Genomic DNA, 24266 nt, shown 5'->3' with positions numbered 1-24266 from the left:
GCCGATTGAATAGGATAAAAATGTGATTCACCTGAAAAATGTGCACAAGAGTTACGTGGTCAAGGACAAGCAGATTCCGGCCCTGAGCGGAGTTGACCTGTCCATCGTCAGGGGGGAGATATTTGGCGTGATTGGCCATTCGGGCGCGGGCAAGTCCACGCTGCTCAGGCTGATCAACCTGCTGGAGCGGCCGTCCGGGGGCGAGATCATCGTCGACGGCGAGGCCATACTGGCCTACGACAACCTGGCGCTGCGGAACTTCAGACGAAACATCGGCATGATCTTTCAGCATTTCAATCTGCTGAGCTCTAAAACGGTGGCTGAAAATGTCTCGTTTCCCATCCGCATTGCCGGCGAGCGGGACACTGCAAAAATTGATGCGCGGGTCGACGAGATGCTTGAGCTGGTGGGGTTGAGCCGGCACAAGCACAAATACCCGAAGCAGCTGTCGGGCGGTGAAAAGCAGCGCGTGGGCATTGCCCGCGCCCTGGCCAACCGGCCCAAAATCCTGCTGTGCGACGAGGCCACCAGTGCGCTCGATCCGCAGACCACACGGTCCATCTTGCAACTGCTGCGGGAAATCAATGAAAAACTGAACCTGACGATTGTCCTGATCACGCACGAGATGGATGTCATCCGCACGATTTGCGACCGGGTTGCCGTGATTGACGGCGGCAAGATCGTGGAAAGCGGGCCGGTGACCCAGGTGTTTTTGCATCCCCGGCATCCGACGACCCGCAACTTTGTCATGGAGGCGGAAGACTTCTCCGAGGACGAATTCAGTGAAGACCTCAAGCAGGCCGGCGACGGCATGGTGCGGCGCCTGACCTTCATGAACGAATCCATGACGCAACCGGTTTTTACCCGCATCGCCAGGCAATGCGAGGTTGATTTTCTGATCCTCAATGGCCGTTTTGGAAAAATCAAGTCAACCCCCTGCGGGCAACTGACCGTCGCTTTCAAAGGTGACACCGAGAACGCATTGGCGGCCATCAAACAACTCGCCGAGGCCGGTGTGGTTGTCGAGGAGAGTTTTTAATGAATGAATTTTTTCAAAGCCTGATGTCGGGCGGTGTGGCCTGGGATGACATCGGATGGGCGTCGGTGGACACGCTGCTGATGCTGGGCGGCGCCCTGTCGCTGACGCTTTTGCTGGGTTTGCCGCTGGGCATCCTGCTTTTCCTGACGAGCCCCAAAAAACTGCTGGCTTCACCGCGAACCTACGCTTCGGTTTCTTTCGGCGTGAATATCCTGCGGTCCCTGCCCTTTGTCATATTGCTAATTGCCATGATTCCGGTGACCGTTTTGCTGACAGGCACATCGCTGGGTGTGGCTGGCGCCATTCCGCCGCTGGTCGTCGGCGGGACGCCGTTTTTTGCACGTCTGGTGGAAACCGCGCTGCGCGAGGTCGATCACGGCATCATTGAAGCCTCCTTGGCGATGGGGGCAAGCGTGCGGCAGATCGTGACCGGTGCGCTGCTGCCCGAAGCCTTGCCCGGCATCATTGCAGCGGCCACTGTCACGGCCATTGCGCTGGTGTCTTACACCGCCTTGTCTGGCGTGGTCGGCGGTGGCGGCCTGGGCGACCTGGCCATCCGTTATGGTTACCAGCGCTTTCAGCTGAATGTGATGTTCATCACCATCATCTTGCTGCTGATTCTGGTCCAGATCCTGCAATGGGCCGGGGACCGGCTGGTCACGCATTTCAGTCGCTGAGGTTTGGTTTTTTTAACGCAAGGAAAATCTATGAAGAAGTTATTGATGGCGCTCGTACTGGGCACTTCCCTGATGGCACATGCCGCTGACAAGCTGGTGATTGGCGCCAGCCCGACGCCGCATGCCGAGTTGCTCGAACACCTCAAGCCCATGCTTTTGCAGCAGGGGGTGGACCTGGAAATCAAGGTCTACACCGACTATGTCCAGCCCAATGTCCAACTCGTCGAGAAACGCATCGATGCCAATTTCTTCCAGCACAAGCCGTACCTGGATGAATTCAACCGCAGCCGTGGCGCGTCCATCCAGGCGGTGGCCGATGTGCTGATTGCGCCTTTTGGCGCTTACTCAAAAAAGATCACCAATATCTCGGAACTGAAAGACGGCGCGGTGGTGGCCATACCGAACGATGCCGTGAATGGCGGCCGCGCCCTGCAGCTGCTGGACCAGGCCAAGGTCATCAAGCTGACCGATCCCAAAAACAACATGGCTACCGAAAAAGACATCACGCAGAACCTGAAAAACATCAAGATCAAGCAGCTTGAAGCCCCCATGCTGCCGCGCGTGCTCGGTGAAGTCGATCTGGCCATCATCAACACCACCTTTGCGCTGGAAGCCAAGCTCAGCCCGAGCAAGGATGCGCTGATCCTTGAAAGCGGCCAGTCCAACTACGTCAACCTGCTCGCGGCCAGGGCCGACAACAAGGACAGCCCCGCCATGAAAAAACTGGTGGCGGCATTGCAGTCGCCAGAGTCAAAGAAGTTCATTCTCGAGCGATTCAAGGGCAATATCGTCCCGGCTTTCTGAATCTCTTGCCCCTCTTGTCTGTCTGCTCCATTTAATCCCTACGCTCTGAAAACCCCATGAAACCCGGAAAACAATACAAAATCGAAACCCTGGCGGTGCATGCCGGACACTCTGTCGATGTCGGCACTGGCGCGGTCACCGAAGCCATCCACCTTTCAACCACTTTCGAGCGCGATGCGGACGGGGGTTATTCGCGTGGCTTTCTTTATTCGCGTAATCACAACCCGAACCGCAATGGGCTGGAAGCTGCGCTGGCTGCGCTTGAAGGCGGCGCTGCAAGTGCCGCCTTCGGCTCCGGCCTGGCGGCCGTGACCGCGATTTTCCAGGGCTTGATGCCGGGCAACCATGTCATTGCACCGGTCGATATTTACCACGGCACGGCCAATGTCTTGAAGCATCTTTTCGCCAAATGGGGCGTCACCGCTTCGTTTGTCGACATGACGAATCTGGACAGCGTGCGCCAGGCGTTGACGCCGCAGACCAAAATCATCTGGATCGAAACGCCGTCAAATCCGCTGCTGCAATGTGTCGACATCACCGCCATCGCAGAGATTGCCCGCCAGCATGGCGCGCGCGCCATTGCCGACAACACGTTTGCCAGCCCCGTGCTTCAGCAGCCGCTGGCGCTGGGTTGCGACATGGTGATGCATGCCACCACCAAGTACCTGGGCGGGCGCAGCGACGTGCTGGGCGGAGCCGTCGTGTCGCGGCTGGATGACGAGCATTTCGCCCAGCTGCGTACCGCGCAGCTTTATGGCGGCGCCGTGCCTTCGCCGTTCGACTGCTGGCTGGTCATGCGCAGCCTGCCCACCCTGCCGTACCGCATGCAGGCGCACTGCGCCAATGCGCAAAAGGTCGCCGAATTTTTGCAGCAGCATGAAAAAGTCAGCGTGGTGCATTACCCCGGCCTGCCGGACAACGCTTTTCATGCCATTGCCAGCAAGCAGATGTCCGGCTTTGGCGGCATGCTGTCGTTCGAGGTCAAGGGCGGCAAGGACGCAGCCATGGCGCTGGCCGCGCATGTGGAAATTTTCACCCGTGCCACCAGCTTGGGCGGCGTCGAAAGCCTGATTGAGCATCGCGCCTCGATCGAGGGCCCTGAAAGCAAGACGCCACAAGGCTTGCTGCGGGTGTCTGTCGGACTTGAAAATGCCGACGACCTGATCGACGACCTGAGCTCGGCGCTGACGCACTGTTCATGAACCAGCGGCGGTGGGCCGTTGCGTTGATCGTGTTGGCCCAGTGGCTGGGCACGTCGCTGTGGTTCAGTCCGAACAGTGCCGCCGATGACCTGATGGCGGCCTGGCATATCGGCCCTGCCCAGTTTGCCTGGCTGATTGCGGCAACCCAGTCAGGCTTCATTGCCGGCACGCTGTGGCTGGCTTACTCCGGCTGGGCCGACCGGTATTCAACCAGTCGGATTTTTGCGATGGCCTGCGTGTCAGGCGCCCTTGTCAACACGGCGTTCTCAGGGGGCTGGATCGGTTTCGAGTCGGGGCTGGTGCTGCGCTTTGCAGTCGGCTTGTGCCTGGCGGGAATCTACCCCCTGGGCATGAAGATGATTGTCGGCTGGGTGGGCGGCAAGTCCGGGGCTGCGCTGGGACTGCTGGTGGGCATGTTGACGCTGGGCACCGCATTGCCCCATGGCGTGCGGGCGCTGGGCGCAACCCTGCCCTGGCAAACCGTGGTCCAGGTGTCTTCTGCCTTGGCGTTGGCAGGGGCAGTGCTGGTGTACTTTCTGGGGGATGGTCCTTACCTGAAAAAGAGCGACAGCCACCGGGGCGCTTCATTGGGCAGGGCGTTTGGCGTCTTCAAAATTCCCGATTTCAGGGCCGCTGCCCTGGGCTATTTTGGCCATATGTGGGAGCTGTATGCTTTTTGGGCGGTGTTGCCCTGGCTTGCCGCCCAATTGCTGCTGGATGCCGGTCAAGCCCACTGGGGTCTGCCGGGGTCGGTTGCCGCCATCAGCTTTTTTTGCATTGCGGCAGGTTTTCTCGGCTGTGTCTGCGGCGGGCGTGTCAGCATCAGGCTGGACAGTGCTTATGTGGCGGCATTCGCCTTGCTGGCCTCGGGCCTGTTGTGCCTGATGTATCCCTTGCTGCCCCCCGACTGGCTGATGCTGCGCTTTGTGGTGCTGCTGGCCTGGGGGTTTTTTGTGGTCGCCGATTCTCCGCAATTCTCGTCCATCTCGGCCCGGAGCTGCCCGCCGCAATCGGTGGGCAGTGCGCTGGCTGTGCAGAACAGCATCGGGTTTTTGATCACCATCGTCAGCATCACCATTTTATTGAGCGTCATCGAAGGGCTGGGCAGCAAGGCTGTCTGGATCTTGCTGCCAGGACCGCTTCTGGGTCTGGCGGGCATGTGGCCCTTGCTGAAAAAAACCAGAGCCGGCGTTGCCGTTTCAACACCCCCACTATAGGAATCAGGCATGACCGAATCAGTCACGGACATTTCGAGGCGCTACCAGAGTTACATGGTGGCGCTGCGGCGCAAGATACACAGCCACCCTGAACTGTCGTTCGAGGAACAAGGCACCTCAAAACTGGTGCAGGACGAATTGAACAAACTGGGCATTCCCTTTGAGCTTGCAGGCGACTACGGAATCGTTGCAACCATCGAGGGCAAGCATCCGCACCAGATGGTTGCCCTGCGCGCCGACATGGACGCCTTGCCCATCCATGAAGACAACGGACATCTGCCCTATTGCTCCAAAACCCCCGGTGTCATGCATGCCTGCGGCCATGACGGCCACGTTGCCATGCTGCTGGGCGCCGCACAGGTTTTTCAGCATGTCAAAGACTCGATGAATGGAACGGTGAAACTGTGTTTCCAGCAGGCCGAGGAGCGCGGCGGCGGCACGGCGGAAATCCTCAAACTACTGGCGCCGTTCCCAGTCAAAAGCGCGTTTGCCATTCACCTGTGGTCAGAGATTGAAAGTGGAAAATTTTCCGTGCAGGCCGGGCCGCGCATGGCAGCGGGCGACAACTTTGAAGTGGTCATCCACGGGGTGGGCTGCCACGGGGCCACGCCGCACCGGGGGGTGGACCCGATTGTGGTGGCGTCGGCCATCGTGATGAACGTGTCTCATCTGATCGCGCGGGAAATTGATCCGACGCACGCCGCAGCGCTCACGTTTGGCAAGCTGCACAGCGGCGAAGCGGGCAATGTCATTCCTGACAAGGCCGTTTTGGCAGGCACCCTCAGGACCACGGACAAGGCGGATCAGGTTCATCTGCAAGCGGCGTTGCGCCGGGTGGTGCAAAGCACGGCGGACGCCTTTCGGGCCACTGTGGAGGTGAGCATCAAGCGCGGCGGTCCCATGCTTTTCAACGAGGCGCGCTGCAGCCAGCTGGCCGAGCAGACCGTTCAGGATCTGTTCGGGGCCGGCGACCTGATCGCATTTCCGCCACTCATGGTGTCTGAAAATTTCGGTGACTTTCTCGATGTGTACCCGGGGCTGATGGCCTTCATCGGGGTACGCAACGAAAGCCGGGGTGCGTGCTTTGCGCACCACCATCCCCGGTTCAATATTGACGAAGACGCGCTGTACCGGGGCGCGGCGCTGCATGTGGGGTATGCGCTGAAGTGTTTTGAAAGCCTGTAGTTTGGCGTGCCTCGCCCCGTGCTGTGGCTGCAGCAGTTCCCGGTCTATCGTCTAAGCCACCTTGAGACCCAGACCCGGGCCGCTGAAGGTGAGTTCCATGAATGCCCTCAAGGCATCTGCGGCGCTGGACAGCGGCTGCTCAATGCCCCAGGCCAAACCGATTTCGATGGAGGGCAACCCGTTCATCAAGGGCCGCGTCTCGATTCGCAGCCCTTCGCTGGAAAACGGCCGGTAAATCACATCCGACAGAATCGTCACGCCCATGCCTTGTGCCACCAGGCTGCGCACCGCTTCAACCGAACTGACCCGGTAGCGAATCTTCGGCTCCAGCCCCGCCTGTTGCCAGAACAAAAGCGTGTTGCGCGGCGTTTCGTCGGCGTTGTAAAGCACGTAGGGCAGCGCACTGATGTCGCTCAGTGAAACGTTGCGCTTGTTCAGCAGCGGATGCGAGGCGGGCAACCACAGCTGCCGGCGCGAACGGGTCAAGGGCACGGTATTGAAGGCGGCCGGCTGATCCAGGTTGATCAGCCAAAGCACGCCGATATCGACTTCAGCGCGCAGCAATGCACTTTCCAGCAGCGGGCGCTCCAGCTCGATCACCTCGACCTCGATCTGCGGGTAAGCGCTTAAAAAACGGGCAATCGCCGGCACCATGTAAGAGCCCAGCATCGTGGGCGTTGCGCCAAGCCGCACGCGGCCAGAAATCTCCTGGGATATCAGCCCGGGGTCGTGAAGGGCCGAATTGACGGCTGCCATGATGCTGTAGGCGTGATGCAGAAACTTTTGGCCATCGACCGTCAGCGACACGCCCGAGGCGTGATGGCGCAAAAACAGCTTCAGGCCCAGGATGGACTCCAGCTCCCTGATGGCCACGGTGATGGTGGTCTGCGTGACGTAAGCCTTGGCAGCGGCCGCCGAGAACTGACCCGTTTCAGCCGCCGCCAGAAAATAGCTTATTTGCTTGAAGCTTATCTGCATTAATAATTTTCATCCAATAGCTGACTATTTTCCATTTTATGAAAATCCAGAGTCTTCATACAGTCGGCTTTAACTTTCGCCAAGATGCGCTTGCGATTGTATGAATAAAATTCAGCCACTACGGGAAAACCCTAGGAATCTCATGACCACGACCCCCTCTCCCGCATTGCTCCAGCCCTCGCCCGACGTGCTTGCCATGATCGAGCGGCTGATTGCGTTTCCGACGGTTTCCCGCGACTCCAACCTCGGCATGATCGAATGGATACGCGACTATCTGGCCGGACTCGGCGTCACGTCGCGCCTGACCTATGACGCGGCCGGCAAGAAAGCCAATTTGTTCGCCACGCTTGGAGAAGGCCGCAAGCCGGGGCTGATTTTGTCCGGTCACACCGATGTCGTGCCGGTCGACGGCCAGGCATGGGACACCGACCCCTTCAAAGCCACCATCAAGGAGGGCTTGCTCTATGGCCGCGGGTCTTGCGACATGAAAAGCTACATCGCCACCGCATTGGCACTGGCCCCCCGGTTTTTGGCCGCCAAGATGGATGCGCCGCTGCATCTGGCCTTTTCCTATGACGAGGAAGTCGGCTGCATCGGCGTGAAAAGCCTGATTGCCGATCTGCAGGACCTGAACCTGAAAACCGCCGGCTGCATTGTCGGCGAGCCGACCTCCATGCAGCCCGTCATTGCACACAAGGGAACCCATCGTTTTCGCTGCTGCGTCACGGGTCGGGAAGCCCATTCCAGCTACACCAATCTGGGCGTCAATGCAATTGAATACGCCGCGCGCATCATTGTCTATATCCGGCAAATGGCGGACCGCTTTGCGCAGCTTGAAACGCGCGATTACGGATTCACCGTGCCGTACACCACGATGCAAACCGGCCTGATTCGCGGCGGCCTGGCGTCCAACATCGTGCCCAAAGAATGCATTTTCGAATTCGAGGCGCGCACCATGCCGGGCACCGACGCCACCCACCTGCTGCAGGAAGTCGAGAGTTACGCCGCCAGGCTGCTGCCCGAAATGCTGCTGGTCGAACCCAACGCAAAAATTGCCTTTGAACGGCTGGCCTCTGCGCCCGGCCTGAGCACCCAAGAGCATGAAGCGATTGTCCAGCTGGCCATCGCCTTGTCGCGCAACAAGGCCACCGGTGCGGTCTCGTATGGCACCGAAGCCGGGCTGTTTCAGGGTGCTGGCATTCCAACCGTGGTGTGCGGTCCCGGCAGCATCGAGCAAGCCCACCGGCCCAACGAGTTTGTGCCTCTGGAACAAGTGGCGCAATGCGAGGCTTTTCTGCTTCGCCTGCTCGACCCTGTGCCCGCCTTCCCGCAATAAACAATCAGCCAGACAGACAGATCACCCGCCATGCCTGGCCGGCTTTTTTCCCAGCGCAATTCAGCGCTGCCGGCCGTGTTCGCATGACCCATGCGGTGCAACCCTAAAAGGATTTATCCATGAGCCAGACCTTGTCTCCGAACCTACACGCCAGCCGCACCGGGCAAAGTGCCGCTGCCGAAGCACCCTACAAGCAGCATCCGCAAACCTGGCGGGCAGTGATCTCGTCGTCAATCGGCAATGCGCTGGAATGGTTCGATGTGCTGATTTACAGCGCCATGGCGGTGACCATCGCCAAGCTGTTTTTCCCGACCGAGAACCAGACCGTTTCGCTGATGATCACCTTCGCCACGTTTGGCGTTTCGTTTTTCATGCGCCCGCTGGGCGCCATCGTCATCGGTTCGTACTCGGACCGCGTGGGCCGAAAGGCCGCCTTGACGCTGTCCATCCTGCTGATGATGATCGGCACGCTGATGATCGCCATCATGCCGACCTACGCGCACATCGGTTTGTGGGCACCGGCCGGCATTGTCATCGCGCGCTTGCTGCAAGGCTTTTCGGCCGGTGGCGAATTTGGCAGCTCGACCGCGTTTTTGGTCGAGCATGCGCCACACCGCCGCGGATTCTTTTCCAGCTGGCAGGTGGCCAGCCAGGGGCTGAGCATCGTCATGGCTGCCGTGTTCGGGGCTGTTCTTTCTTCGCAGCTCAGCACCGACCAGCTCGAATCGTGGGGCTGGCGCATTCCGTTCATCTTTGGCCTGCTGATCGGGCCTGCCGGCTACTACATCCGCAAGAACCTTGAAGAATCGCCAGAGTTTTCCCAGGCCGAAGCCACCAGCACGCCGTTGAGCGACATCATGCGCGATCAGAAAATGCGTTTGTTCATCGGCTCAGGCAGCGTCATCATGGCCACCGTGTCGGTTTACCTGGTGGTCTACATGCCGACCTACGCCGTCAAGCAACTGGGCATGACCTCGACCGCCGCCTTCAGCGCCACCATTCTGGCGGGCCTGATGATGATGTTTTTGTCACCGGTGGTCGGTCACCTGTCTGACAAATACGGCCGCACCCCCTTCATGCTCTGCAGCAGCGTGTTGTTTGTCTTGCTGACCTACCCGCTGTTTGCCTGGCTCTCGCTTAACCCGAGCTTTGTCAACCTGTTGCTGGTGCAGGGCGTCGTCGGCTTTTTGATGACCATGTATTTTGCCGCCATGCCCGCCTTGCTGTCAGACATCTTTCCGGTGCAGACACGCGGCACCGGCATGTCATTGAGCTACAACATCGGCGTGATGCTTTTCGGCGGCTTTGCGGCCCTGACCATCACCTGGCTGATCGCGGTCACAGGCAACAAACTGGCGGTGACGTTCTATGTCATTTTTGGCGCCGTCCTGAGCGTGATTGCCACCTTGGCCGCTCGCTACAAGCTGAACATGCGTTGAGGGTTTTGGGCGCCTCGTTGCGCTTTGGAATGTCAAAAGGAGCGCAGGGTTCATTTGAACCCTGCGCTCCTTTTTTTTCAGGCGTGCCGAATGAAGATGTTTCTTCAAAGGCCTGGGTCACAAAGGTGCGCAGGCGATGGGGGTATCGACGGAATCATCAAGGAAGACCGTTTTGGCTTGCTTGCTTACTTCCGTCCAGTCTGCCGCCAGCAAGCTGTTCCAGTGTGATTTAAAATGACTAGACAGGTGACTAGTTAAAGCAAGAGGTATTCTTATGAACAGATGGCCCGTTCAAGATGCAAAAGCGCGTTTTAGTGAATTCCTCGATGCTTGTCTGGCAGAGGGGCCGCAGATGGTTACCCGCCGGGGGGCTGAAGCGGCTGTGCTGGTGCCGGCGGCTGAGTGGAAGCGCTTGCAGTCGGCTGCCCGGCCGTCACTGAAAGAGTTGCTTTTGTCGGACGCTGCGCGCACTGAGGTTCTGGTGCCTCCACGTGGTTCTGCCCGTGGGCGGCGGGTTGCGGCGCTCGGATAAGCGCCGTGTATTTGCTGGACGCGAACGTTATTTCCGAACTGCGCCGCCCCAGGCCGCACGGCGCGGTGCTGGCGTGGTTTGAGTCGGTCGATGACCGGGATCTGCACATTTCAGCGGTCAGCCTTGGCGAGATTCAGGCGGGCATTGAACTCACGCGCGATCAGGACGCGGCCAAGGCGGCGGAGATAGAGCAGTGGGCCGATCAGGTGGCCGCGTCTTATAACGTGCTGCCGATGGATGCAGCCACCTTTCGCCACTGGGCAAAGCTCATGCACCGGCGCTCTGACACCCTGTATGAAGACGCCATGATCGCTGCAACGGCGATTCGCCATCAATTGAAAGTGGTGACGCGCAACACCGCTGACTTTTCCGACTTCGGTGTCGCGCTTTTCAACCCGTTTGAAACCGTTTTGCTAAAGAGATAAGCCCTCCTTAGCTTGTATAGACGTGACGATGACGCACCGCCTTGGGCGGCATCGTCGCGTCAAGCTTTTAGGCGCTGATGCGCAGCGCCTCGCCTTCGATTTACCCGCCTCCCTATGATCCTTCCGTTAAGGAAACAATAATGAACAAACTGACCCTGCATCCGTTGAACGACCAGGTGGTGCGTGTGCTGTCCAGCCAGGGCGAATGCGTGGGAAACCTCAAGCTGATCGGCGCTGTGTGGAAGTTCAAGGCCATCGGTTACGACGCCAGCGGCGCGGTGATTCCGGGGGGAGGCCCGCTGACCGACCGGCACAACACGCGCTTTGCGGCGCTGGATGAAGCTGTGGTCAGCGCCGCGTTGACAGGCTTGGGCTAACTGACTGGCTCGCTGGACGTTTTTCGATTTCTATTGTGTCGTTGCGGGCTTGACCGGCAATCCATGAACCCGCTGGGGGGAAAGGCATGGATCCCGGGTCGAGCCCGGGATGACAGAGGAGGAGGGGATGACAGGGGAAGAGGGGATCACAGGGGAAGAGGGGATCACAGAGGAATCGGGACAACACAGGGGGGGGTGACAACACACGAGGCGGAGATGGCACAGGAAGCCGGAGATGGCAGAGTAGGCTGGAATGACACAGTCGGCCTGGGCGGCAGACAAAGCCGCGATGACACATGGCGCCGGGATGACGCGGAAAGCGAGCATGCCAGAGGCGCCGAAGACCACGGTGGCACCCGCCATGGCGCGGTAACCTGAAAAGTGATCTGGGCAGTTACGGATTTTTAACCAAATAGGCTGTTTGCGCAATACCAGTATGCGCAAGCAGCTATGCTTTCAGGAGTATTTATCCGTCAGCGCGGAACCGTGAAGGCCAGCGGTCCGCCGTCGCACAGGCCGTCTGACAGCACCAGAAGTTTGTAGGCCGTGGGTGTTTCTTCCAGCACGGTGATGGCCTCGGGCTTGAGTTCCTTGTCGCATTGGCGCAGCTTGACGCCGCTCAAGTCGAGCGCCGCCAGCATCCTGGGTTGCACCACGCCGGCCGCCGCCTTGCCGTCCCACCATGCGACTGTCCAGCCTGCGCCTTGGTTCGCGCGGCTGTCGTCGGGCCCGGCGAGCAGCAACATGCCGGTCTTGACGGCCACCATGTCGCGGATGCCCCGGTGGGGGCCCAGCGCCAGGCGGGTGACCGTGGGCTTGGCGTCGCTGGCTGGCTGAGGGCTGAACAGTGCCTCGGCGTTCACGGCCAGCACGCGGGCCACGCCGTCCAGTACCGGGCCGCGAAAACCGAAATACAGCTGCCCGCCCTGTACCGCCATGCCTTCGATGTTCACGCCTTGCTGGCCGGCCAGTGTGGGTGCTTTGTCAGGCGGCTCGTCGCCCAGGCATTTGCGCTCGCCCACATACGGCGCCAGTTCGGGCTGTGCCTGCATCAGCGGCCACAGCCTGCCGCTGTCGGCATGCTCCACCAGCGCCCCGGTTGGGGAGCGCAAGGCGCGGCCCGTGGCCGGGTCCAGCCTGAAGCGGATCACGTGGCGGCTGCCGGGGTTGCTGGCGCAGTCGCCGCGCTTGGCGGAGTGCGAGCCGGCGACGTAAAAATAACGGCCGTCGGTGGCGGCGGCTTCGGCGTCCAGCTCCTCGGTGGTATCGCGCAGCAACACGGGCTCAAGGTCGATGCGCAAGGCTGGCGGGTCGATGGTGGCGTAACGCGCTTCGGCGCCTTCGTCAAACGCCAGCAGGCAGATGCGTTGCTGCGCGGCGTTCAGGTTGCAGGCAATGCCGCTGACGGACTGGCGGGTTTTTTGCAGCGGCTTCTTTTTCAGGTCAAAGTGAAAACCGGCGCCGCTGTCCCACGGTCCGCTGTCGGGCCGAACGCTGGGCGGCGCTGGCTGCGCAAGCACGCTGGCGCCGAGGCCAAGGCTCATGCTTATCAATAGCAGCAACTGAAACCATCGGGCCCTTGGTCGTGTCATGTTCATCGCGGCACTGTAGCGCAGTGCCGCGACTGCGTTCCCTGTACGTGGCGCATTGGTGCCTCAATGCCTGCGATAGCGTGACTTTTTTGGCAAGCCGCAAAGTCCCTTTGGCCTTCCCTTGTTTTCACCTGCCAGTAAGGTGGCGGGCCTGTCCATATTCAAAAAAAAGGAAACCACCGTGACGCCTTCAACCATTCCTGCCTTTGGCCTGGGCACGTTTCGCCTGAAAGACCAGGTCGTGATCGACTCCGTCAGCACCGCGCTTGAACTGGGTTACCGCGCCATCGACACCGCGCAGATCTACCGCAATGAAGCCGAGGTCGGCCAGGCGATTGCCGCCAGCGGTGTGCCGCGCAGCGACCTGTTCATCACGACCAAGGTCTGGACCGACAACTTTGCGGAAAAACGGGTGATTTCCAGCCTCAAGGAGAGTCTGGCCAGGCTGCGCATGGACCAGGTTGACCTGACATTGATCCACTGGCCGGCTCCTGGCCAGCCAGTGCCGCTGGAAGAAACCCTGGGTGCGCTGATGCAGGCCAAGGCACAGGGGCTGAGCCGGCTGATTGGCGTGTCCAACTTCAATATCGATTACCTGCAACGGGCCATCAACGCAGTGGGTGCCGACAACATCGCCACCAACCAGATCGAGTTGAGCCCTTATCTGCATAACCGCAAGGTCGTGGACTTTGCGCGCAGCCAGGGCATTCACATCACGTCGTACATGACGCTCGCCTATGGCAAGGTGCTGCAGGACCCGGTACTGGAGAAAATTGCGAAGCCGCACGGCGCAAGCGTTGCGCAGGTCGCGCTGGCCTGGGCCATGCAGCTGGGGTTCGCGGTGATTCCCTCGTCGACACAACGCGCCAACCTGCAAAGCAACCTGCAGGCGCAACAGCTTGAACTCACAGAGGACGAAATGGCGCAGATCGCTGCGCTGGACCGGGGCGGCCGCGAGGTAGATCCCAAAGCCCTGGCGCCCGTCTGGGACTGACGCAGAGAACGCTGGGTGGCGCCCTGTTCAGGGCCCGGCCAGCGACAGCGTCAGGCCGATGACCGCGGCGACGGCCACCACGGCGGTCACGCTGGCCAGCGCCAGCAGCCGCAGCCGGTTGACCTCGGCGCGCCGGATGAGCTGGGTGTTTTGTTCGGCCAGCGACTTGATGAGTTCCGACGAGGCGAGCATCTGTTCGTGCAGGTCCTGGGTGGCGTTTTCCAGCGTCAGCACACGCGCCTGGAGGGCGGCAATGGCCTGGCCTTCCGGTGAAGGCGGCACGCCGGTACCCGTGGTTTCGGCCGAAGGCGGCGTTTTATTGCCGACGGTCTGCCAGAGTTTTTTGGCCCCGTCAGCCACCTTGGGCGCGTTCTTGATCACGTCCGTCCAGGGAACCAGTTGCAACACCGCCAGCCAGCCAACCGCCATACGCGCCTTTTTTGAATTTCGGCACGGGTGATGGTCATCCGTGCCGGCCCGCAGGGGCGCAACCAGTTTACTTGCACCCGCCGCGCGCATCGGACGCTTGTGCAGACTGCGGCAGCGAATGGAGGCCAGATTTTCAGGTGCTGGCGACCGCTCGTGCGTCAGCCAGCCCGCGCTGAACGCCCTGCTGCCCTTTTTTTCAAGTCAAACAGGCGTTTGGCCCTTGATGGATAAGTGCAAGCCGCTACCGCAAGCATGGCAACCGGAGTCGCTCAGGCCTTGAGTTTCCAGCCGGTGCGGAAAATCCACCAGATCGTGCCCAGGCACAGCGCCAGAAAGCTCAGGATGGCGGCCACGCTGATGCCCACGTTGACATCGGCCACGCCGTAAAAGCTCCACCGAAAGCCGCTGATCAGGTAGACCACCGGGTTGAACAGGGCGACTTTTTGCCACAGCGGCGGCAGCATGTTGATCGAGTAAAACGCGCCGCCCAGAAAGGTCAGTGGCGTGACCACCATCAGCGGCACGATCTGCAGCTTCTGGAAGTTGTCGGCCCACAGCCCGATGATGAAACCGAACAGGCTGAAGGTCACGGCGGTCAGCAGCAAAAAGCACAGCATCCAGAACGGGTGCGCAATGCTGTAGGGCACAAACAGGCGCGCCGTCGCCAAGATCAACAGGCCCAGCAGCACCGACTTGCTCGCCGCCGCGCCGACATAGCCCATCACCACCTCCATCGCCGACACCGGCGCTGACAGCAATTCGTAAATCGTGCCCGACCACTTCGGCATGTAGATGCCGAAGGCCGAGTTGGAGATGCTTTCGTTCAGCAGCGACAGCATGATCAGGCCGGGAATGATGAAGGCGCCGTAGCTGATGCCGTCGATGTCGCCCATGCGCGAGCCAATGGCCGCGCCGAACACGACGAAATACAGCGATGTCGAGACCACCGGCGCGATGATCGACTGCGCCAGCGTGCGCAGGGTGCGCGCCATTTCAAACCGGTAGATCGCCCGGATGCCGTGCCAGTTCATGCCATCTCCTTGTTGCTGTTGTCGATGGTTGGCGGTTTGTCCGCATGCACCAGGCTGACAAAAATGTCTTCCAGCGAACTTTCGCTCGAATGCAGGTCCTTGAAGTCGATGCCGAGTGCGGCCAGCTGCTTGAGCAGCTCGCCGATGCCGGTTTCCTCTTGCTGGGTGTCGAAGGTGTAGACCAGCGTCTGGCCGCCCTCGGTCAGCTCCAGCGGCAGACCGGCCAGTGCCTCGGGCAGGGTTTGCAGCGGCGCGCGCAGTTGCAGCGTCAACTGCTTCTTGCCGAGTTTGCGCATCAGCACCGCCTTGTCTTCCACCACGATCAGCTCGCCCTTGTTGATGACGCCGATGCGGTCGGCCATTTCCTCGGCTTCCTCGATGTAGTGCGTGGTCAGGATGATGGTGACGCCGCTTTCGCGCAGGTTGCGCACCATCTGCCACATGCCCTGGCGCAGCTCGACATCGACGCCGGCGGTGGGTTCGTCGAGAAACAAGATTTGCGGCTCGTGCGACAGCGCCTTGGCAATCAGCACCCGGCGCTTCATGCCGCCCGACAGCGTCATGATCTTGCTGTCCTTCTTGTCCCACAGCGACAGGTCGCGCAACACCTTTTCAATGTGCGCCGGGTTTGCCGGCTTGCCAAACAGCCCCCGGCTGAAACTGACGGTGGACCAGACGGTTTCAAACGAGTCGGTCGAGAGCTCCTGCGGCACCAGCCCGATCTTGGCGCGCGCGGCGCGGTAGTCGCGAACAATGTCGTGTCCGTCGGCGGTCACGCTGCCCGAACTCAGGTTGACGATGCCGCAGACGATGTTGATCAGCGTCGTCTTGCCGGCGCCGTTGGGGCCCAGCAGCGCAAAAATCTCGCCGCGCCGGATGTCAAGATCGACCGACTTGAGGGCTTGATACCCCGAGGCATACACCTTGCTCAGCTTTTGAATGGAAATAATCGTTTGCACAGGGAATTCTTATAAAAAAAGGCCGGTAGCGCAATAACCACGGGCGCTGGCAGCTATTGAAAATGGAGCATCTGCAGAACGCGGCGCGGCACTTGCCAATGTACCGCCGGGCGCATGGCAGTCATCAGGGCTTACCGGGACTGCGTGCGGCGACAGGGTGTGCGAGTTTAGCGGTCGCCTGTTTTTGCACTTTTCCCCAACCGTGATCACATGGCGGGGGCAGGGCGTTTGGCCATCGTCGGCGAACCCGTGACTTCCGTGTTAAACATCTGCGGTTTCCCCTGCCGCACGGCGATGGTGCGGCGCTGCATCAGACATGCCGATGCACGCGCGCCCTGGCCTCTTCGCGCGGCAGGTGTTCGGCGCGCTCATGCAGCGCCTGCATGATGCGGCATTGCGGCCCGGTGCCGTCGCAGCGGGCGCGCAGGTCCTGCAGGTCTTGCTGCAGCGCCTGCAGTTCGGCCAGCCGCTCGCCGACATGCGTGATGTGCGATTCGAGCGTGGCATTGGCGGCGACGCAGTCGGCTTTTTCTGCCAGGTCCAGGTTCAGCAGCGTCCGGACTTCTCCCAGTGACATGTCCATGGCCCGGCACAGCCGGATGAACCTGAGCTGGTGAATGTCGCCGCTTGAATAGCCCCGGTAGCTGTTGGCCGCGCGCGTGCCGGGCGCCAGCAGGCCTTCCTTTTCATAAAAACGGATGTTGGCGGTGCTGACGCCGCTCAGCGCGGCGGCTTTCCCGATCAGGTGCAGGGGTTTTTCAACAGGCATGGCTTGACCTTCAAGTGGCTTCATGGTTTGTAATGGTCGCACAGGAAAGAAAACCATGAACGATTGCTGCGATCACACCGAAAAAAACAACGATATTCCCTCGGCCGCCACAGGGCCCGTGCCCGCAGGCGTCAAACGCTTTCGCATTCCGTCGATGGACTGCCCGGTGGAAGAAAACGACATCCGCCGCGTGCTGGAGCCCATCAAGGGCATCCGCTCGCTGAATTTTCAGCTGGTGGCGCGAACGCTGGCCATTGATGCGCCGGACGACGCCTTGCAGGCGGCTGTCGCGGCGATTGGCCAGGCGGGTTACAAGCTGCAGCCGTTTGCCACCGCCGCAGCCGCTGGCGGCGCGCATGGCGGTCACGACGACCACGCCGGGCATGACCACGAACACGACCATGGCAGCGTGCCTTCGGGCCTGCCCCGGCTGGTCGGCGCGCTGGTGCTGGCGGGCGTGGCCGAGGCCATCAGCTTTCTGGCGCCCGAAGGCCTGCCGTGGACGCTGGCCGGCATGGCCGTGGCGCTGGCCGCCATTTACCTGGCGGGGCTGGAGGTTTACCAAAAAGGGCTCACCGCCCTGTTCAAGCGCCGGCTCAACATCAATGCGCTGATGACGGTGGCCGTGACCGGCGCCTTCCTGATCGGCCAGTGGCCCGAGGCGGCGATGGTGATGGCGCTGTATTCCATCGCCGAGCTGATCGAGGCCATGGCGGTGGACCGCGCCCGCAACGCCATCAAGGGCCTGATGGCGCTGGCCCCCGAAGACGCCGACATGCGCCAGCCCGGCGGCGGCTGGCAGACCGTGGCATTGAATGACGTGCCGCTGGGCGCCACGGTGCGCGTCCGGCCGGGCGGCCGCATTCCGCTGGACGGCACCGTCACGGCCGGTGCCAGCGCGGTGAACCAGGCGCCGGTCACTGGGGAGAGCCTGCCGGTCGACAAGGCCGTGGGCGACAGCGTGTTCGGCGGCACCATCAACGCAACCGGCGAACTGGAGCTGACAGTGACCGCCGCGGCGCAGGACAGCACGCTGGCGCGCATCATCCATGCCGTCGAGCAGGCGCAGGGCAAGCGCGCGCCCACGCAAACGCTGATCGACCGCTTCGCCGCCGTCTATACGCCGACCGTGTTCGTGATGGCGCTGGCGGTGGCGCTGCTCACGCCGCTGCTGCTCGACTGGACCTGGCTGGAGGCGCTGTACAAGGCGCTGGTGCTGCTGGTCATTGCCTGCCCGTGCGCGCTGGTGGTGTCCACGCCGGTGACGGTGGTCAGCGGCCTGGCAACGGCGGCGCGGCGCGGCATTTTGATCAAGGGCGGCACCTACCTGGAAGAGGCGCGCCGCCTCAAAGCCGTGGCGCTCGACAAGACCGGCACCCTCACCCAGGGCACGCCGTCGCTGGTCGACTGGCAGGCCTGGGGCGACGCCGACCGGGCGGAAGTCGGCGCTATCGCCGCCCGCCTGGCCGACCGCTCCGACCATCCGGTGTCCAGGGCGATTTTCCAGGGGCTGGCCGACAGCCGCAGTGAATATGGTGCGCCGGTCGAAGCGTTTGGCGCGGTGGCGGGGCGCGGCGTGCAGGGAAGCGTTGATGGCCACCTTTATGTGCTGGGCAACCACCGGATGATGGAAGAACGCGGGCAATGCGCGCCCGCGCTGCAAGCGGCGCTGGCGGTGCATGAAGCGCAGGGCCGCACGGTCACGCTGCTGGCCGGGGCGCAAGGCGTGCTGGGCTTTTTTGCGGTGGCCGACACCATCCGGGACGGCTCGCGCGAAGCGGTGGCCGAATTGAAGGCGCTGGGCGTGGTGACGGTGATGCTGACCGGCGACAACGCCGCCACTGCCCGGGCCATTGCCGCGCAGGCCGGCATCGACGACGTGCGCGGCAACCTCTTGCCCGAGGACAAGCTCACCGCCATCCGCCAGCTGCAAACCCAGTACGGCCCGACCGGCATGACGGGCGACGGCATCAACGACGCCCCGGCGCTGGCGCAGGCCGACATCGGCTTTGCCATGGGCGGCGCGGGTACCGACATCGCCATCGAGGCGGCCGACGTGGTCATCATGAACGACAGCCTGCGGCGCATTGCCGAGACCATTCGCCTGTCGCGGCGCACGCATGCCGTGCTGTGGCAGAACATCACGCTGGCGCTCGGCATCAAGGCGGTGTTTTTCGTGCTGGCCGTGTTTGGCAGCGCGACCATGTGGATGGCGGTGTTCGCCGACATGGGGGCGAGTTTGCTGGTGGTGGCCAACGGCCTGCGGTTGCTGCGCCGCTAGTGCGGTTTCGTTTTAACCAGAAAGGGAACTGAGAACGACCAGGTCGGTCTGAGGCTGATTTGAAGGTCATTCATCATGTCTTGGCGAAATGGACAAGCCTACGCACAGGATTTACGCGACCGGGTGCTGGCCACGCCAGGCGTGCTGCGCGAGGTCGCCGAGCGCTTCGGCGTGAGCCAAGCTTATGTGTGCCGGGCGCGGGCATGTCGCGAAAAGCCCGGCCAGAGCCATCCGGGCGCGCAGTGCAATTACCGGCCGTTGCGCGAGCAGGTCGCCAAAGCGTCAGCGCACACGCTACGCGAGTTGTGTCAGTGGGTGCAGACCGAGCACGGCATTCAGGTGGGCATCACGACGATGTTCAAGACCCTGGGCCGGTTCGGGCTGACGCTAAAAAAAATCACCTTGCACGCGTCCGAGCAAACGCGGCCCGACGTCGCGCAAGCCCGCCAGGACTGGAGCGCCCGACAACCGGACCTGCCTGCCGCTCGGCTGATCTTCCTTGACGAGACGTGGGCGACCACGCGCATGGCCCCGACGCCAGCGCTGCCGGGGCTTTGCCCCGGCGGGCCACTGACGCACCACCACGTTTGTCTGCGCGCTCAGTACCCGGGGTCTGCGCGCGCCCCTCGTACTCGACGGCCCCATCAATGGGCCTGCCTTTCGCGCCTGGGTGGAGCAGTTTTGGTGCCCGAGCTGCGCCCCAGCGATATCGTGGTGATGGACAACCACAGCGCCCATCAAGTCGCTGGCATCCAGGCGGCCATCGAGCGCGCGGGTGCGACGGTGAGGTACCTCCCGCCCTACAGCCCGGACTTCAATCCGATTGAGCAGGTCTTTGCCAAACTCAAGGCGATGCTGCGAAAGACCCAGGCTCGAACGGTAGATGCCCTCTGGAGCGTCATTGGCCAGTTGCTGGACCGCTTTGACAGTGCTGAGTGCGAGTGCTACGTTCGCCACTGCGGCTTTTGCCGGTCAGAGTGAAACCGCTCTAGCGGGCGGGCCGCTGGGCGGGCGATCGCCGCAGACCATGAAACGCAGTTTTTGCTATTGGATCAATAGCTGCCTGCACATATCAGGTCAGCGCAAGAGACCCTTTTCTCTTAAAAATCCCGCAAGGCCCGCGCTCACGTCACCTTGACGGCCCGGCCGATGAACTGGATCGGACCGGTGGGACGGTTGGTCGGCGAGCCATTAACGGGCTCCAGCGTCAGTTCAAACAGCTGGTTAGGCTGCAACGGCGGCAGCTTGTCCAGCGGTATGCGCACGGTTTCTCCGGGCTTGACCAGACCCAGCGACACAGGGCCTTTCCAGTTGTCGGCCTTGGTCCAGAACTGCAGTGATTTTTCAGCCGGTACGTCGCTCTGTCCCAGCGGAATCAGGCTCAGCGATTTCGGGCTGCTGGCCTGAACCACCCAGCCCGGCGCCTTGTCCTGCGGCGCCACCAGCACGACCAGGTACTGCGGCGCGGCAGGCGGCAACGCGTCCAGACGCGTGACCAGCACGAAGGCCAATACCGCAGCCACGGCGAAACCGCTGCCAGCCAGGCCGCGCCAAAGTTTCACGCTGTGCCACCAGCCGGCTTCCTGCAAACGCCGGGAGCGGCCGGGCGGGTTAGCGGCGGCGAGCGGTGGCAACGGTACGGCATTGGCGTCAATGGCCTCAAGGCTGGCTTCAATCCGGCCCCACAGCCGAGCAGAAGGCTCTACCGGATCAGCCAATGCCGCCAGTGGCAACAACTGTTCGTGCCAGCGCTGCACGGCTTGGCGCAGGTCTGCGTCGCCGGGCAGGCGTTGCTCGACGTCCCGGCGACGCGCGGCCGACAAGGTGCCCAGCACATACTCGCCAGCCAGTTCATCACGATCAAGCGGATTCATACAAAGCCCCTGCGCACCAAGCACTCAGGAATTTGCGTTGGAATAGACGAACAGTTCATGCCATGCACTCCCGCAGGCTGCCCATGCCGCGCTTGATCCAGGCCTTGACGGTGCCGAGCGGCGTCTGGGTGCGTTCGGCAATTTCGCCATGCGAGCAGCCATCGACATAGGCATACAAAATGCAGTTTCGGCGCGCCGGCTCCAACCGCGACAGACAATCGTTCAGCCGGCCCAGGCTGACGTGCATTTCAAACGCATCGGCCAATTGATGATGCGCCTGCATTGAAGTTTGCGCATCGAGCGCTTCGGCGGTTTCCTCGTCGACCGACACTTCGCGCGCGCCGTTACGCACGCTGTTGAGGGCCAGATTGCGCGTCACGCTGTAGATCCAGCCACGGCCCGAACCGAGCGTGGCGTCGAAGCTGGCAGCCTTGGTCCAGATGGCCACGAAGGCATCATGCAGCACGTCTTCCGCCTGTTGGCGCTGGCGCACGATGCGCAGCGCCACGCCGAGCAAATAGCGACTTTCGTGCCGGTAGATGTCCTGCAATGCCTGGCGGTCGCCCCGGGCGCAGTTGCGCAAGCACTGCTCGTAATCAAAGGAAGCGGGGGTGTCGGGCGCAATTGTCACAGGCGGGCTCGCGGTCGGCGTTGACAAGGAATGAAACGGCTGCAGCTGCCTCTTAAGACGCCCGCCGCGACAAATTTTCGTTCGATGTTAGCCGACGCACAAAACGGCGCCCTGCAGCAGCATTCAGGCCGCTTTCCAGAAAATGTAGTCAGCCTGGTACTGCACGATTTCCCGGGCACCCTTGCTGGCGGGGCTGCATGCGCTGGCGGGTGCCACGCCCCCTTTGATGGCGACGCGCTGGATGTGCGTCACGCCGGTCATCGCACCTGAGCCCATCGCTGGATTCGCCTTGACCAACTGGTAAGGAATATTGCCAGCCCCGGCAGGCGCAACCGCCAGTTGCGTGGCGGTCAACTTCGAGCCGTCCATCGACTCCCAGGTGGCAGGCGGGCCGTAGTACTTGCCAACCTGCTTGCCGTTGCGGTCATTGAGCGCCGCATTCGGGCCGACAAATACCCACTCGGTCATGCCGGGGGCGTTGGCCTTGTCGCGGCACTCGTAAGTAATCTCGCCCACGCCCACAGTTTCCATCGCCACCTTGTGGCCGGCCGGCACCTTGACCGCGTCCGGCAGGCTGTCCTGCATGAACATGGACGACGCCATCGGCTTCATCGGGGCCATGGAACCGCAGGCGCCCAGCAGCACAATGGCGGAAACAGCGGCAAGAGACAAGGCAAAGCGTTGGGTTGACATGGTGATTCTCCAAAAATGTTGAGCAGTTAACACAGTTTTCAGCAGCTTTTCTGCGCTGCTACAGGTACTACACGCCAGCCACTGTTTTGGATGCAGTGGTGCTGAAGTATTTTTTTGAAGAAGATGTTTGGAAGGCAGGATGACCGAAAGAGGGCAGCGTCAAACTACTATCAATTCAGTAGCTGCTCACGCAGGAAAATATTGCGCAAAAGGCTTGTTTGATATAGAAATTCGCTTGCAGGTCAGCGCGGATGGGCGCCTGCGAGAAATGCAAGTTACCGGACTTCCTCGGGAAACCTGTTGTTTGGCGTACTCGCAACGATGCATCGAACATGCTCCAGTTCAGCGATCAGCTCGTCCATTCCGGCCAGGAAATCGTCGCGGCTGGCATGCGGAAAATTGTTGACCAGCGCCGACGAATGTTGGGCCAGTTCCTGCGCCTCGGCCTGGCGTGCCCAGCGCCGAACCTCGCAGTAGGCCAGCAAGGCAAGCCGCCCCAGGTCGCCTTTCCTGCGCGCGAACCGCAGGTCGCCCAGGATGTCTTCGAGTCCATTTTGAAGGGATAAGGAAGAAACGTTCATGTTGCACTGCAGCATGGATCGTTTAACTTACTCGAAACTTACGCGTCAGACATCATTTGACTTTACAAGGCTTGCAAGCCAGCGGATGCCAACCCGCGTTAAAAATGATGACTGCGCTGTTTCGCCTTGCATTCCCCACCGCGCGGCTTGGCGATGAAAGGCCAGCCCGATACAGACAGCATGACAACGCATCAGACACTGTGGCGCCGCAGTCACGGTGCCCCATGCATAAGCCATGTGCACCTTATGGATTCATGGATGGTGCGGGTGACCCGCTCAGGACGATCTCATTAGACTCTCGCGCTTTACCCCCTTTTTGAAAATTCCATGGAACTACTTTCCGACCCGAACATCTGGATCGCTTTTTTTATGCTCGCGGCCCTGGAGATTGTTCTGGGCATCGACAACATCATCTTCATCAGCATTCTGGTGGGCCGCCTGCCCCCTGAAAAGCGGGATGTGGCGCGCCGCCTGGGGCTGGGCTTTGCCATGGTCTCGCGCATTGGGCTGCTGTTCAGCCTGGCCTGGGTGATGACGCTGACCACGACGCTTTTTACCGTGCTGGGCCAGGAAATCAGCGGCCGCGACCTGATCCTGCTCGGCGGCGGGTTGTTCCTGCTGTACAAGGCGTCGCACGAGATTTTCCAGGAAGTCGAAGCGCGTGAGTCCGACGCGGTCAGCGCTGGGGTTGACAAGGTCAAGGCCGGCGCCACCTTGTTCTGGGGAACGATCGTGCAGATCGGCATCGTGGACATTGTGTTTTCGCTGGACTCGGTGATCACTGCTGTCGGCATGGTCGACAACATCAGCGTGATGGTGGCCGCCGTCGTCGCGTCCGTGGCCGTGATGATGTTTGCGGCCAAGCCGATCGGCGAATTTGTCGACCGGCACCCGTCCATCAAGGTGCTGGCACTGGCTTTTCTGACCATGGTGGGAACGCTGCTGGTCGCCGAAGCCTTCGACGTGCATGTGCCGAAGGCTTACGTTTATGTGGCCATGCTGTTTTCCCTGAGCGTCGAGGCGCTCAACATCCGGTCGCGCACCAAGCGTCTGGCCAAGGCACAGGCCGCAACGCCTGCAGCTGGCAGCGTCGTTGGTTCGTAACGGGGTCACGTCTGAGGGCGCAGCCTCGGCAAACTTGCATCGTACGCAAGCATGAGGGCTTTTTGTGCAGGTAGTGCTGCCTTTACCGGCAGGCAGTCTACGGTTTGACGCTTTCAA

Annotated in this window: 25 protein-coding genes; 15 read left to right on the top strand and 10 right to left on the bottom strand. The window is 61.4% G+C overall.

From position 1 onward, the window contains the following. Positions 1-22: 22 nt before the first annotated feature. From IWX87_RS05485 to IWX87_RS05460, 6 genes are read left to right on the top strand one after another with little or no spacing between them, the layout of a single operon-like run. Positions 23-1039 (top strand): methionine ABC transporter ATP-binding protein, encoded by a 1017-nt coding sequence (locus IWX87_RS05485; RefSeq protein WP_196862515.1) that lies wholly within the window; start codon positions 23-25, stop codon positions 1037-1039. Beyond that, positions 1039-1716, top strand: coding sequence for a methionine ABC transporter permease (locus IWX87_RS05480; RefSeq protein WP_231374613.1), 678 nt, complete (start codon positions 1039-1041; stop codon positions 1714-1716). Before IWX87_RS05485 ends, IWX87_RS05480 begins: the two co-directional genes overlap by 1 nt. 30 nt (positions 1717-1746) lie before the next feature. Then, positions 1747-2520 (top strand): MetQ/NlpA family ABC transporter substrate-binding protein, encoded by a 774-nt coding sequence (locus tag IWX87_RS05475; protein ID WP_196862514.1) that lies wholly within the window; start codon positions 1747-1749, stop codon positions 2518-2520. A 56-nt stretch (positions 2521-2576) separates the two neighbouring features. Further along, positions 2577-3722 (top strand): PLP-dependent aspartate aminotransferase family protein, encoded by a 1146-nt coding sequence (locus IWX87_RS05470; protein ID WP_196862513.1) that lies wholly within the window; start codon positions 2577-2579, stop codon positions 3720-3722. Further along, positions 3719-4939: a nitrate/nitrite transporter gene (locus tag IWX87_RS05465; protein ID WP_196862512.1), complete on the top strand. Its 1221-nt coding sequence runs from the start codon at positions 3719-3721 to the stop codon at positions 4937-4939. The genes IWX87_RS05470 and IWX87_RS05465 overlap by 4 nt, the downstream gene beginning before the upstream one ends. A gap of 9 nt (positions 4940-4948) precedes the next feature. After that, positions 4949-6124, top strand: coding sequence for a M20 family metallopeptidase (locus IWX87_RS05460; protein ID WP_196862511.1), 1176 nt, complete (start codon positions 4949-4951; stop codon positions 6122-6124). 51 nt (positions 6125-6175) lie between these two features. On the opposite strand, the gene IWX87_RS05455 is transcribed toward IWX87_RS05460, so the two are convergent. Then, positions 6176-7102: a LysR substrate-binding domain-containing protein gene (locus tag IWX87_RS05455; RefSeq protein ID WP_196862510.1), complete on the bottom strand. Its 927-nt coding sequence runs from the start codon at positions 7100-7102 to the stop codon at positions 6176-6178. Positions 7103-7244: 142 nt separating this feature from the next. Here IWX87_RS05455 and argE point away from each other — a divergent pair, with 142 nt between their 5' ends. The 5 genes from argE (at position 7245) to IWX87_RS05430 (ending at position 11211) form a co-directional block, all read left to right on the top strand. After that, positions 7245-8438 carry an acetylornithine deacetylase gene (argE, locus tag IWX87_RS05450; protein WP_196862509.1) on the top strand — a complete coding sequence of 398 codons (1194 nt, stop codon included), beginning with the start codon at positions 7245-7247 and terminating at the stop codon, positions 8436-8438. Between the two features lie 119 nt (positions 8439-8557). After that, positions 8558-9877 (top strand): MFS transporter, encoded by a 1320-nt coding sequence (locus tag IWX87_RS05445; RefSeq protein WP_196862508.1) that lies wholly within the window; start codon positions 8558-8560, stop codon positions 9875-9877. Positions 9878-10151: 274 nt separating this feature from the next. Beyond that, positions 10152-10409, top strand: coding sequence for a type II toxin-antitoxin system Phd/YefM family antitoxin (locus IWX87_RS05440; protein ID WP_196862507.1), 258 nt, complete (start codon positions 10152-10154; stop codon positions 10407-10409). A 5-nt stretch (positions 10410-10414) separates the two neighbouring features. Continuing rightward, a complete protein-coding gene (locus tag IWX87_RS05435; protein ID WP_196862506.1) occupies positions 10415-10834 on the top strand; it encodes a type II toxin-antitoxin system VapC family toxin in 420 nt (139 codons plus the stop codon). 140 nt (positions 10835-10974) lie between these two features. Then, complete coding sequence (locus tag IWX87_RS05430) at positions 10975-11211, top strand: hypothetical protein (RefSeq protein WP_196862505.1); 237 nt, start codon at positions 10975-10977, stop codon at positions 11209-11211. 473 nt (positions 11212-11684) lie between these two features. Here IWX87_RS05430 and IWX87_RS05425 read toward each other — a convergent pair whose 3' ends face one another. After that, entirely contained in the window at positions 11685-12755 is a 1071-nt protein-coding gene (locus IWX87_RS05425; protein ID WP_196862504.1) for a DUF3616 domain-containing protein, read from the bottom strand. Positions 12756-12984: 229 nt separating this feature from the next. Here IWX87_RS05425 and dkgB point away from each other — a divergent pair, with 229 nt between their 5' ends. Next, positions 12985-13797, top strand: coding sequence for a 2,5-didehydrogluconate reductase DkgB (gene dkgB, locus IWX87_RS05420; RefSeq protein ID WP_196862503.1), 813 nt, complete (start codon positions 12985-12987; stop codon positions 13795-13797). Between the two features lie 27 nt (positions 13798-13824). Here the strand turns inward: dkgB and IWX87_RS05415 are convergent, their stop codons facing one another. The 4 genes from IWX87_RS05415 to IWX87_RS05400 all read right to left on the bottom strand — a co-directional run bounded on the left by IWX87_RS05415 (position 13825) and on the right by IWX87_RS05400 (position 17009). Continuing rightward, positions 13825-14226 carry a hypothetical protein gene (locus IWX87_RS05415; RefSeq protein WP_196862502.1) on the bottom strand — a complete coding sequence of 134 codons (402 nt, stop codon included), beginning with the start codon at positions 14224-14226 and terminating at the stop codon, positions 13825-13827. A gap of 269 nt (positions 14227-14495) precedes the next feature. Next, on the bottom strand, positions 14496-15257 hold the full coding sequence (locus tag IWX87_RS05410) for an ABC transporter permease (RefSeq protein WP_196862501.1): 762 nt from the start codon (positions 15255-15257) through the stop codon (positions 14496-14498). Further along, positions 15254-16216, bottom strand: a complete 963-nt coding sequence (locus tag IWX87_RS05405) for an ABC transporter ATP-binding protein (protein WP_196862500.1) — start codon at positions 16214-16216, stop codon at positions 15254-15256. The genes IWX87_RS05410 and IWX87_RS05405 overlap by 4 nt, the downstream gene beginning before the upstream one ends. Positions 16217-16526: 310 nt before the next feature. After that, positions 16527-17009, bottom strand: coding sequence for a MerR family transcriptional regulator (locus IWX87_RS05400; protein WP_231374612.1), 483 nt, complete (start codon positions 17007-17009; stop codon positions 16527-16529). 31 nt (positions 17010-17040) lie between these two features. Between IWX87_RS05400 and IWX87_RS05395 the strand changes: the two genes are divergently transcribed. Both IWX87_RS05395 and IWX87_RS05390 read left to right on the top strand, forming a co-directional pair. Continuing rightward, positions 17041-19266 (top strand): cation-translocating P-type ATPase, encoded by a 2226-nt coding sequence (locus IWX87_RS05395; protein WP_196862499.1) that lies wholly within the window; start codon positions 17041-17043, stop codon positions 19264-19266. Between the two features lie 75 nt (positions 19267-19341). Beyond that, complete coding sequence (locus IWX87_RS05390; RefSeq protein ID WP_196862498.1) at positions 19342-20247, top strand: IS630 family transposase; 906 nt, start codon at positions 19342-19344, stop codon at positions 20245-20247. A gap of 143 nt (positions 20248-20390) precedes the next feature. On the opposite strand, the gene IWX87_RS05385 is transcribed toward IWX87_RS05390, so the two are convergent. The 4 genes from IWX87_RS05385 to IWX87_RS05370 form a co-directional block, all read right to left on the bottom strand. After that, positions 20391-21140, bottom strand: a complete 750-nt coding sequence (locus tag IWX87_RS05385) for an anti-sigma factor domain-containing protein (protein ID WP_196862497.1) — start codon at positions 21138-21140, stop codon at positions 20391-20393. A gap of 55 nt (positions 21141-21195) precedes the next feature. Beyond that, on the bottom strand, positions 21196-21771 hold the full coding sequence (locus IWX87_RS05380) for a sigma-70 family RNA polymerase sigma factor (RefSeq protein WP_196862496.1): 576 nt from the start codon (positions 21769-21771) through the stop codon (positions 21196-21198). Between the two features lie 123 nt (positions 21772-21894). Then, the gene (locus IWX87_RS05375; RefSeq protein ID WP_196862495.1) at positions 21895-22464 is read right to left on the bottom strand and encodes a DUF3455 domain-containing protein; all 570 of its coding nucleotides are present in this window, start codon (positions 22462-22464) and stop codon (positions 21895-21897) included. Between the two features lie 275 nt (positions 22465-22739). Next, a complete protein-coding gene (locus IWX87_RS05370; RefSeq protein WP_196862494.1) occupies positions 22740-23045 on the bottom strand; it encodes a hypothetical protein in 306 nt (101 codons plus the stop codon). 327 nt (positions 23046-23372) lie between these two features. On the opposite strand from IWX87_RS05370, the gene IWX87_RS05365 reads away from it, so the two are divergent. Then, entirely contained in the window at positions 23373-24149 is a 777-nt protein-coding gene (locus IWX87_RS05365; RefSeq protein WP_196862493.1) for a TerC family protein, read from the top strand. Positions 24150-24266 lie beyond the last annotated feature (117 nt).

Origin of the sequence: Polaromonas sp. CG_9.7 (assembly GCF_015752205.1) — a bacterium.
GTDB lineage: Bacteria > Pseudomonadota > Gammaproteobacteria > Burkholderiales > Burkholderiaceae_C > Polaromonas.
This window is presented reverse-complemented; position numbering and strand designations above follow the sequence as displayed.